Annotated in this window: 11 protein-coding genes; 9 read left to right on the forward strand and 2 right to left on the reverse strand. The window is 53.2% G+C overall.

All coding sequences use genetic code 11. The features are described 5' to 3' along the window. The first annotated feature begins 88 nt into the window (after nt 1-88). Nucleotides 89-817, forward strand: coding sequence for an SDR family NAD(P)-dependent oxidoreductase (locus AC2FLP_RS14265; protein ID WP_496684405.1), 729 nt, complete (start codon nt 89-91; stop codon nt 815-817). Between the two features lie 48 nt (nt 818-865). Here the strand turns inward: AC2FLP_RS14265 and AC2FLP_RS14270 are convergent, their stop codons facing one another. Beyond that, on the reverse strand, nt 866-1,621 hold the full coding sequence (locus AC2FLP_RS14270) for an N-acyl homoserine lactonase family protein (RefSeq protein WP_117871562.1): 756 nt from the start codon (nt 1,619-1,621) through the stop codon (nt 866-868). 152 nt (nt 1,622-1,773) lie between these two features. On the opposite strand from AC2FLP_RS14270, the gene AC2FLP_RS14275 reads away from it, so the two are divergent. From AC2FLP_RS14275 to AC2FLP_RS14285, 3 genes are all read left to right on the forward strand, one after another. Further along, entirely contained in the window at nt 1,774-2,781 is a 1,008-nt protein-coding gene (locus AC2FLP_RS14275) for a pyridoxal phosphate-dependent aminotransferase (RefSeq protein ID WP_254683749.1), read from the forward strand. A gap of 189 nt (nt 2,782-2,970) precedes the next feature. Continuing rightward, on the forward strand, nt 2,971-3,444 hold the full coding sequence (locus AC2FLP_RS14280; RefSeq protein WP_117871557.1) for a DUF427 domain-containing protein: 474 nt from the start codon (nt 2,971-2,973) through the stop codon (nt 3,442-3,444). Between the two features lie 84 nt (nt 3,445-3,528). Then, on the forward strand, nt 3,529-4,770 hold the full coding sequence (locus tag AC2FLP_RS14285) for an ABC1 kinase family protein (RefSeq protein WP_496684410.1): 1,242 nt from the start codon (nt 3,529-3,531) through the stop codon (nt 4,768-4,770). 174 nt (nt 4,771-4,944) lie between these two features. Here the strand turns inward: AC2FLP_RS14285 and AC2FLP_RS14290 are convergent, their stop codons facing one another. Next, complete coding sequence (locus tag AC2FLP_RS14290; RefSeq protein ID WP_496684413.1) at nt 4,945-5,478, reverse strand: thiol-disulfide oxidoreductase DCC family protein; 534 nt, start codon at nt 5,476-5,478, stop codon at nt 4,945-4,947. Between the two features lie 568 nt (nt 5,479-6,046). Between AC2FLP_RS14290 and AC2FLP_RS14295 the strand changes: the two genes are divergently transcribed. From AC2FLP_RS14295 to AC2FLP_RS14315, 5 genes are read left to right on the forward strand one after another with little or no spacing between them, the layout of a single operon-like run. Then, the gene (locus AC2FLP_RS14295) at nt 6,047-6,916 is read left to right on the forward strand and encodes a deoxyribodipyrimidine photo-lyase (protein WP_496684416.1); all 870 of its coding nucleotides are present in this window, start codon (nt 6,047-6,049) and stop codon (nt 6,914-6,916) included. Between the two features lie 30 nt (nt 6,917-6,946). Further along, on the forward strand, nt 6,947-7,663 hold the full coding sequence (locus AC2FLP_RS14300; RefSeq protein WP_496684419.1) for an FAD-binding domain-containing protein: 717 nt from the start codon (nt 6,947-6,949) through the stop codon (nt 7,661-7,663). A 5-nt stretch (nt 7,664-7,668) separates the two neighbouring features. Beyond that, nucleotides 7,669-7,800: a DUF2256 domain-containing protein gene (locus tag AC2FLP_RS14305; protein ID WP_496684432.1), complete on the forward strand. Its 132-nt coding sequence runs from the start codon at nt 7,669-7,671 to the stop codon at nt 7,798-7,800. Next, nucleotides 7,797-9,041 carry an FAD-binding domain-containing protein gene (locus AC2FLP_RS14310; protein ID WP_299899725.1) on the forward strand — a complete coding sequence of 415 codons (1,245 nt, stop codon included), beginning with the start codon at nt 7,797-7,799 and terminating at the stop codon, nt 9,039-9,041. Before AC2FLP_RS14305 ends, AC2FLP_RS14310 begins: the two co-directional genes overlap by 4 nt. Nucleotides 9,042-9,044: 3 nt before the next feature. Then, nucleotides 9,045-10,538: a cryptochrome/photolyase family protein gene (locus AC2FLP_RS14315; protein WP_496684422.1), complete on the forward strand. Its 1,494-nt coding sequence runs from the start codon at nt 9,045-9,047 to the stop codon at nt 10,536-10,538. Nucleotides 10,539-10,646 lie beyond the last annotated feature (108 nt).

Raw genomic sequence — 10,646 nt, forward strand, 5'->3', positions numbered from 1 at the left:
ACTTTCGCGGCTTTCGGATAAAAGGGTTGTGAGTTTCCTTCTTTAAATCGAAGTATCCGAAAATCATGTCAAGGTGGGAGGAGTTGCTATGAAAACAGCGGTTGTGACTGGCGCCGCGGGAGGGATGGGGCGGGCCATCTGTCGCCAACTGTGGGCAGATGGGTTCCAAGTTGTTGGACTGGACCTTAACGAGGAGGGCCTAGGTGAAATGGCAACTGAGTTAGGTTCGGATTTCACGCCTATCTGCCTTGACCTAACGGATCCTATTGCAATCGCTCATGCGTTTGATGGCATTAAGGAAGAGAATGGTGGTCTGGATGCTTTGGTAAACAACGCTGGCACCTGCTTTATGTCTGACTTCCCGAATATTCCGCCCGAGGAACTCGAAAAGCAGATGGCAATCAACTTTAACTCTGCGTTCCATTGTTGCCAGCAGGCGGTCCAATTTATGTTGGAACGCGAAGGCATCAAAAAGATTGTAAATATCTCATCGAACGGTGCTTATAATTTCGATGTGTTTGACCCTCCGCATTACAGGGCGTCAAAAGCGGCGATGGATACCCTTACGAAAGACCTCGCCCGTCGATACGCACAGGAAAAAATCTGTGTGAATTCGCTGGCACCTGCCATGACTGAAACACCTTTGTTCAATGTCTTAACTGAGGAAGTCTTGGAGAAAGCCGTCAGTGCCATGCCACATGGTCGCGCGATGCTGCCTGAGCAAATCGCCTCTTGGGTCGGTTTTCTCATTTCGCCGGCCGGTGATGTTTCCAGTGGGAATGTGATTATTCTGAACCAAGGGCGCGACGTCAGATAACTCTCGGGTGCGACATCACTTTTCGGGAAAATGGTCCACGGGGTAGGATCAGCTGTAGACTTCTGGTGCTTTCTTCAGAACAAGCCACTGGCTTGGACAATGCCCATAGATTACAAAGGCGTCTCGCTCGGATGCAAGGCGCATCAACCTTTCTGCGCTGGCAATCGCTGCATCTTCGTCCCAAGACCCGGCAAACTTCTCGTCGATTTCTGCTGGTCGGGAAATCGCATCACTGGTTAATAAAATCGCCCCCGACGGAAGATGGACCATCACGGCGATCTGGCCAGGCGCATGGCCTGGCGCCGCCAAAACTAAGATACCCGGCCCAATCTCTACATCGCCGTCAACTAAGAGATAATCCTGGTTGGGCCACTCCAAAGGCCGCATATCGCCCCAGTACAACGGGCGGGGTAAGGCTCGCTCCGCAGCAGAGATAAGAATTGGACTGCTTGGAAAGTCGCCCAGTGCCCCGATATGGTCGATGTGGGTGTGCGTACAAATCTGTAGTGTAATGTCTGACGGAATAAGCCCGAGTTTTGCCAGTTGTGCGCTTGGAAGATTGTCTGGTTCACACTTCAAGACGTCGCCGAACTCATACAATCGATCTTCTTTGACCGCGGCGTCGGTATCGGTGGCATATTTTTCAGGAAACCCAGTATCGATGAGTATTGATTCTCCCAAATCTGTCCGGATCAGAAACCCGCAGATACCTATGATGCGGCCAGTGGAATGGACCTTGAACAGCCCGTAGTCCAAAACCGCAAGGTCAATCGGTCGCCCTTTGACAAATCCCTCTGCTTGCACAGACTATCTCCCTGATTGACTACATAGATTTTGAGTAGAGCATGAAAGTCAAGATACACACACTCTTTCAGTACCTACTGGATACCACGGAAACGGATCCAGAAGCTTTCGTTGGGTTTTCCTTGTCCGAGTCGCCGCGTTTGGGTGAGTTCATGGATGCGCTGGATCCAGCGCTGCCGTTGGATTGGAACCAAAAGAGTTTTCGGGGTCTGCCTGCTTTACGACGACATGTTTTGGACCGCGCCGGTTTGTCTGATGTTTGCAAGCCAGACGACGTCCTGATCACCGCCGGCGCAGCAGAAGCCAATTATCTTGCATTCATGCAATTGGTCCAACCGGGCGACGAAGTCGTAACGGAACGCCCGGGCTGGCCACAAGTGGGAGTATTGGCAGAGGCAGTCGGCGCGACGCTCAAAGTTGTCGACCGAGAAGAGAGTGCTGGTTGGTTATTGCCGCTCGACAAAGTTGAGACCGCAGTAACAGAACGCACTCGACTGATCTTTGTAACCAACCCCAATAATCCCACCGGGCGCCTGATGACCCAAACAGAGCTGGAAAGGCTTGTCCAAATTGCAGATCGCGTAGGTGCATGGCTGGTTGTTGACGAGGTTTACGCAGGATTGGAGTGGGACGGGTCTCGCGCCCCTTCGATAGCCGGTTTGTATCCTAGGGGCATCACGACGGGCAGCGTTTCCAAGGCACTGGGGCTCCAAGGACTACGCACTGGGTGGATGGTTTGCCGTGATTCTGATTTGATGTGGGATGCCATCATCCTGCGGGAAAACTCTAGCGAAATTATGAATATTCTCGGCGAAGTCATCGCCGAAATCGCCTTGAGGCCTGACCGATATAATCAGGCTTTGAAAACTGCGCGGGCAGCAGGGATTAAGACGCTGGAACGCCTTGATCGGTATGTTGCCGATCAGCCCTGCCTGGATTGGGTCAAACCTCAGGCTGGATTGATTGGATTGGCACGGCTCGACGGGATTGATGGTGATGTTTTTGCCAAACGCTTGCTCGCCGATCCCTATCGGACATTTCTTTTGCCGGGCTCGTCTTACGGGATGCAGAACCACATCCGACTAGGTGTCGGAGGAGGTGCTATTGCCAACCTCGACCTTGGCCTTAAGCGCATGGGCGAACTGTTGGCGAACTGGTAGGCTTAGGACACTCTTTTCGGCGGTTCAGGCTGCACAGTCGGTCAAATAACGCTGCCCGTTCCACGCTGACACTAAGCCCAATTTTGGTGCAAGTTCACCTGCCATGCGTTGAAAGCTATCTCGCTAGAATAACGCTGTCGGCGCGCTACCTCACAGAAAGAACAGCCGAATACACATTTCGAGTCCGCAATGACAGCTTTGACAACTGAAGACGTTCAAGACTATCCGCGGCCACCTGCGCTGCGGGCGGTGCCGCGTACCGTAAGAGTAGAGTTCGGCGGTGAAACAATCGTGGAAACCGATCAGGCGTTTCTGGTTCTCGAAACTCACCACGCCCCAACTTACTACATCCCACCGCATACAATTGATGCCGTTCTGACAAAGGCCTTGGGTAAATCGTACTGCGAGTGGAAGGGTGTTGCGAGTTACTGGGACGTTCAGAGCGGGGCGGCCGCGGCTAAGAAAGCTGCGTGGAGTTATGGTGCACCAACCACCAGATTTGAACAGATTAAGGGCTATCTCGCCTTTTACCCCGGACTTATGGACGCTTGTTTTGTTGGTGAGCACCGTGTGATCCCGCAACCCGGGAACTTCTATGGAGGCTGGGCCACCGAGAACTTAAAGGGTCGCATCAAAGGCTCTCCTGGAACCGAGTTTTGGTGAGAATTGATGCCCGACCCTAAATCCCCGCCTACCCCTTTGGCTGTTCCTACAAGCCGTTTGGTCCGAGTTGCCGGTTTGAGCAGCATGACGGCAGGCATTGCGGGGAACGTGGCAGTACGCGCCCTGCGAGAGATCGGTCGCGGTGCGCGACCCGATATGCGTGGTTTGTTGATGACACCGGGTAACGCGACACGGATCGCGGATCGGCTTGCTCGCATGCGAGGGGCCGCGATGAAGGTGGGTCAGTTGATTTCGATGGATGCAGGTGAGGTCTTACCGGCTGAACTGGCAGAAATCATGGCGCGTCTGCGAGATCAGGCGCATTTCATGCCGCCGAAACAATTGCGTGACGTCCTGAACCAAGCCTGGGGTTCAGATTGGCGAAACTCCTTCCAAACCTTCGATGTAAGGCCCATAGCGGCAGCGAGCATTGGGCAAGTACATCGTGCAACTATTAGAGACGGGCGCGATGTGGCGATCAAAGTGCAATATCCCGGTATCGCGCGCAGTATCGACAGCGATGTGGCCAATGTTGCCACTCTGGTTCGTATGTCAGGTCTGCTTCCCAAAAGCTTTGATATGGCTCCGTATATCCAAGAGGCGCGCAGTCAATTACATGAAGAAACGGACTATGAACGCGAGGGGCAATACATGCGCTGTTTTGCTGACCTATTGCAGGGCGATGAAGCGTTCGAAATCCCAGAGTTCTATCCAGATTGGAGCACGCCAGAAGTTCTAACGATGTCCTTTCTGGAAGGTCGCTCCATCGAAACGGTGAGAGATGCACCCAGTGAGGAACGCAATCGAGTTTCCGAGGCCTTGGTCAAGCTCACGCTGCGCGAGATTTTCGAGTTCGGTATCATGCAAAGCGATCCGAACTGTGCCAACTACCGATACGACGCGTCAAATGGGAAGATTAGTCTTTTGGATTTTGGCGCAACCCGAGCACTGCAATCATCTGCAATAGACGGGTATGTGCACCTGCTGCGTGCAGGCTTACTTGAAAATGACGCAGCACTTCGTAACGCCGCCATCCAATTGAAGCTTGTTGAAGGTGATGGCCCGTTCGACGACCAGATCCTGGGAATGATCCGCAGTGTTTTCGCCGCAATCCTATCCGCGAATGAATTTGATTTTACTGACCGAAAGCTCTCCAACCACCTGAACAAAGAAGGTATGGCCCTGGCTGCGGCCGGGTATGCCCCACCCCAAATGCCAATGGACATTCTTTACCTTCAGCGAAAGATTGGGGGGATGTTCATGTTGGCCACTCGATTGAGTGCTTCGCTGCCTTTGAAGACGCTGCTTGAAAAGTATGTCATCTGAACGATCACAATTAACTCAAAACCAACAAGCCGAAAAATAACAAACCTGCGTCACTGATACGCGTGACCAACCCAAGACGAAGCGCGAGTACGGCGCGAATGTTGCCAAGTGCGGATTCGAGAACTCCTTTAACGAGCCAATCAAGCCTTTAGAAATGACCATCGTCTAGGTTGATCATGTCGACGAACCCGTCCTGTCAACCGGCTTCGCTCCGAACCAAGAAGCGATACTCGAAAGCGTCGGCCTTAGGGGCAGGAAAACCCGGTATGCAAGCTCTAGAAGAGGCGTTACCCCCGGTAAGCCTGCCACACGTGCCAGCCAACGCCATTTGGGTAAATTACCCCAGAGTTCCGTGAACCCGCGCGCACCGGATGCAAGTTCTCCATCTGGTCGACGCACAGTGAATCGATCCATTGCTTCTTGCCGCGTTAGATTTGCACCAATACGAGCATTGGGTTTTGAGACGTCGACAAACCGCAGGCGCTCAGCGCCCTTGCAAGAAGCATAATGCCCGATCTCAACGGAGCAAAGCGGGCAAGATCCGTCGTAGTACACAGTAGTAAAGGATTGATCGGCGTCATCAGATGTGAGCGCAACCTCAGCGTTGTCTGTTTTGAACACTTTGTTTGACCTCGCCTCTTGGGTTTCGCCTGTACGTTTGCAAGAGCTAGCGCAAAAACCGAAGAAACGAGGGTGCAGCAGCTGCATACATATGCGTTATGAAGCCGCAACTTGGGATGCTGCCAGTCAAACTTAAACGTAGCTTCGCCCGAATTGCAGGTGCACAGGCAAATGTGTTAAATGAGGCCCAAGGCTTGTAGTTATCTCGCTGTTTGCCGAAGAGTACTGAAAAATTGCCGTCACTGGAGATCGACTAGGACAATCAAACAAGTTCAGTGATTTCCGTAGCGCATGATCGAAGAAGCTAAAAACTGCATGAGCCTAGCTTACCGCTTTGGACGCGCGAACAAGATGGTTCCGCTTGAATATATCTTTCTCCCATTTCAGTTCTTTCGGGGTGGATGTTCTGGAGTTCGCCGCCATCCCCGCCGACAGAGCTTGGTGACGTACAGATCGTCGAGGTTGTCTCGTTATCGTTTACTTGGAAATCAGAAATTCGAACAAAACTAAGTTGTGCTAACCCAGTTGTTTGATTGGTGTTTTAGGGCCCGGCGCCGTCACTAAACAATGTCACCTTCGCCTAGGTCTCATACTCCCGGCCAGGCGCTCATCAGTGAGTTCGCGCCAACTTCCGACCTTCAAGTGTCGAAGGCAAATGACGCCTTTGCAAAAGCCACGTCGCCAGCGAAATGCGGAGGAGACTGGAACAAAGATCCATTTTTTGTGGCCATACGTACTACACTTGAAAAACGGAGGTATCGTGCAGGTCGTTTGGTTCAAACGGGATTTACGGGTATATGATCATCCGGCAATAGCGCAAGCGTCTGAGGTAGGGCCAGTTTTGCCGCTCTATGTGGTTGAACCGGAACTTTGGCACCAACTCGACGCGTCAACACGGCAGTGGGACTTTGTTGCAGAGACAATCGCTGGGTTAAGAAAAGACCTTGGGAAACTGGGCCAGCCACTTGTTGTGCGCACCGGGCAAATTGTGTCGGTCCTTTCCGAGTTGAAAGATCGTGGTTTAATTGACGCTCTTTGGTCACACGAGGAAACAGGAAATAGTTGGACGTATCAGCGGGACCGTCAGGTCGCTGCATGGTGCAGGGATTACGGTGTGCTGTGGCACGAAGTGCAAAACCACGGCGTTTTTCGCAGGCTCAAGTCTCGCAACGGCTGGGCGGAGCGTTGGGATAGGTTTATGGCTCGGCCCGTTTCTCCACCAGTTGCGTTAGAGCACATCGACATAGAACCAGGGTATATTCCCACGGCGCGCGACCTCGGCTTGCGGGATGATCTGTGCGTTGGTCGTCAATCTGGTGGACGAAATGCGGGTTTGGAACGGCTGAACAGCTTTCTGACCCACCGTGGCAAAAGATACCAACGCGAAATGTCCAGCCCCTTGGAGGGAGCCGTTGCGTGTTCGCGGCTATCACCCTACCTGGCTTGGGGTGCGCTTTCGATGCGCGAGGTTGCGCAAGCTACTGAAAAGCAGCGACGCAGATTGCCGCCCCACGCAAAGGACTAGCGCAAATCAATTCGCTCGTTCTCGGGCCGATTGCATTGGCATTGCCATTTTATTCAGAAACTTGAGGATGAACCCCGGATTGAGTTTGAAAATCTGCATCGACTTTACAACGGTCTTCGACCGAATGCCCCAGATGCCGAACTACTTGCCGCATGGTCCAAAGGCGAAACGGGATATCCTTTTCTGGACGCATGCATGCGGTCCTTGCAAGCAACGGGGTGGCTCAACTTTCGGATGCGCGCAATGGTGATGGCCACGGCGAGTTATCATCTCTGGCTGGATTGGCGGGCTCCGGGTGCGCATTTGGCGCGCATGTTTACCGACTATGAGCCGGGCATTCACTGGAACCAGGTTCAGATGCAATCAGGCACCACGGGCATCAATACTGTGCGCATCTATAATCCGGTTAAGCAGGGCTATGATCAGGATCCAAAAGGAGTGTTCATTCGGACATGGGTGCCGGAATTGTCCCAAGTCGCAGATCAGCATATCCACGAACCTTGGAGGGCTCAAAACGCGAAACAATTTCTTGGAAGGCTATATCCAGAGCGTGTTTTTGACCATCTCGCGGCAGCCAAGGCCGCGCGCGAGCGGGTTTGGGGCGTCCGCCGAAGTGCGGAGTTTCGCACCGAAGCACGAGCCATCGCGACAAAACACGCTAGCCGAAAGACCACGCGGAATGCTCGCGAAGTCGCGCGGGCGCCTCAAAATCAAAAGCAACTCGACCTGCCTTTGGGGGACCAGTGATGAAAATGCGGAAAAAAGCCGATTTACCCCAAAAAAACTGCCCGGTCTGTCGGCGCCCTTTCACCTGGCGCAAGAAATGGGAAAACGTTTGGGATGAAGTGAAATACTGCTCGAAAAAATGCAGGTCTGCCGCATGATCGAGAAATTTCCAGAACTTCCTGAAGCGAAAGAGTCGATCAGTTTCAAACCTACACGCACCAATGGTCTGGAAAGGCTGAAGCAGTTCGTGGGCCGCACTGGTCGGCATTATACAAGTACGCGGAACTACGATTTTGGGACCGGGCGACGCAGCAATGTATCGGGTTTGTCACCTTGGCTGCGCCACCGGTTGATAACGGAGAAAGAGGTACTGACAAGGGTCTTAGCGTCACATCATTCCAACGCGGCCGAAAAGTTCGTGCAAGAAGTGTTTTGGCGCACTTACTTCAAGGGCTGGCTGGAACAAAGGCCCAGCGTTTGGGCACTGTATCAGCGGGACTTGTTGAGTTTTTGTAAGCGACTAGCAAATGATCAGGGCCTGGAGATGCGCTTCAACGATGCAGTAAACGGCAATACCGGCATCGACTGTTTCGATCATTGGGCGCGGGAACTGGTTGCGACTGGCTACCTTCATAATCATGCGCGCATGTGGTTTGCTTCAATTTGGATTTTTACACTCCGCATACCTTGGCAGCTTGGCGCGGATTTCTTTTTACGACACTTGTTGGACGGCGATCCCGCGTCAAACACGCTGAGCTGGCGGTGGGTTGGCGGATTGCACACAAAAGGCAAAAACTACCTCGCGCGCGCTGACAATATTGACAGATATACCGAAGGACGGTTTCAACCGAGAGGCCTGGCCAAATCTGCAGAACCGCTGACCGAGCCGGTAGATCACCCGCTCATTCCCCTTTTAAGCCCTCACATGCCCACAGACAGCCCTTACCTGTTACTGTTGACGGAGGATGATCTGTCAGGTGACTGCATAATGCCGACATCTCCTGCTGCCGCGATTGGACTTTTGGCGACGCATGGTCGGTCCCCAAACCCGATTGGGCACGTCGTACAGGATTTTGCCACCGACGCGATGAGCAGCGCTCTAGAACACCACGGAAAAATCGCGAAACCAGCTGACGACTGGAGTGGTCCGCTGATCGATGCAGCACGGAATGCGGGTGTCACGACCATTGCAACAGCCTATGCGCCTGTCGGTCCCTCCCGGTCAAGGATGGATCGTGCGGAACCTTTATTGAGAGACGCAGGCCTATCGTTGAACAGGGTAATGCGGCCGTACGACGCTATGACATGGCCTCATGCAAGGGCCGGATTCTTCGGCCTTCAAAAGAAGATCCCATCGTTCTTAGGCGAAATGAACCTAGCCACCCCAAAAAGGCCATAGCCCGTGTCCTCTGCCGCCCTTCTGCTCCCCAACCAATTGTTTGCCCAACACCCGGGTCTGGCCGCCCGGCCAGATACTGTTGTGCTTTTCGAAGACCCTCTGTTCTTTGGCGATGCCTATTACCCCGCAACGATGCACAAGCAAAAGCTTTGGCTGCACCGCGCCTCTATGGCGCGCTATCGCGATGGCTTGGTTGCCAAGGGCATTGATGCCGCGATATGGCCCTTTGAGCGGCAGCCGGGCGCATGTCTGCGACTGTTTCAGAGTCTGTGTGATCGCGGTGTCAGCCAAATAATCATGGCTGATCCAGTAGACTTCATTGCAGAAAGGCGTTTACGGGCGGCGGCTGGCAAAACCGATATCACACTCGATATCCAGCCATCGCCTGGCTTTTTGAACACTCGGGCCGACAATCTAGATTGGTTTGCCGGTCGAAAACGTTGGCTCATGGCTGAGTTCTACAAAAGCCAACGCCGCCGCTTGAATGTGTTGATGGACAGCGGGCAACCGACCGGAGGACAATGGAGCTTTGACGAAGAAAACCGCAAAAAAGTACCCAAGGCGTTGTTGGGCAACCTTCCGTGGATCGACTGGCCTGACCATGACGCAGTTGATGAAGCCGCAAAAGCGAGCGTTATTGCTGACTTTCCAGATGCATTAGGCAGCCTGGAAACGATGTATTATCCAACGTCACACAAAGCTGCGTCCGACTGGCTGGCGCAGTTTCTGGAGCGGCGGTTCGAACGTTTTGGCGACTATGAAGATGCCATTGTTGAGGGCGAAAACTGGCTATGGCATGGCGTTCTCACGCCTGCTTTGAACATTGGGTTGTTGACGCCAAAACAAGTTTTGGACGCTGCCTTGGCGCATGCGAGTCGCAAGGGCATTCCCTTGAATTCGGTAGAAGGTTTCATCCGCCAGATCATTGGCTGGCGCGAGTTTATGCGCGCGACCTATGAGAACCTTGGTGTGCCGATGCGCACGACAAATCATTGGGGCCATCACCGCCCCATGCCCCGCTCTTTCTATAACGGAACCACTGGTATTGATCCGCTGGACGACACGATCAAAAGGGTGCTCAAAACCGGGTATTGTCACCACATTGAACGCCTTATGGTACTGGGCGGATTTATGTTTCTGTGTGAGATTGACCCGGATCATGTCTATCGCTGGTTCATGGAAATGTTCGTCGACAGTTATGATTGGGTAATGGTTCCTAATGCCTACGCGATGAGCCAGCATGCCGATGGCGGGTTAATCACCACCAAACCGTACTTTTCCGGTTCAAACTATGTTCGCAAAATGAGCCATTGGGGCAAAGGGCCTTGGTCCGACATATGGGACGGGCTTTATTGGCGCTTTATCCTGAAACACACCGATAGACTTGCTGGCAATCCCCGTTGGGCGATGATGTGCCGTACGGCTGGGCGCATGTCGCCAGAGGTCAAAAATAAGCATGTCACGACGGCTGAAGCCTTTTTGCGACGGATGGCATGAGCGTGGACTTTATGGCAGCGCATGACTGAGATTGAGCGCATTCGAAGAAAAACTGGCTTCACGTCAGATGCAGTATCGCAAAACCGAAGTCCCAGGGCCCCGCATGAT

Source organism: Ruegeria sp. CDSA141 (assembly GCF_059612005.1).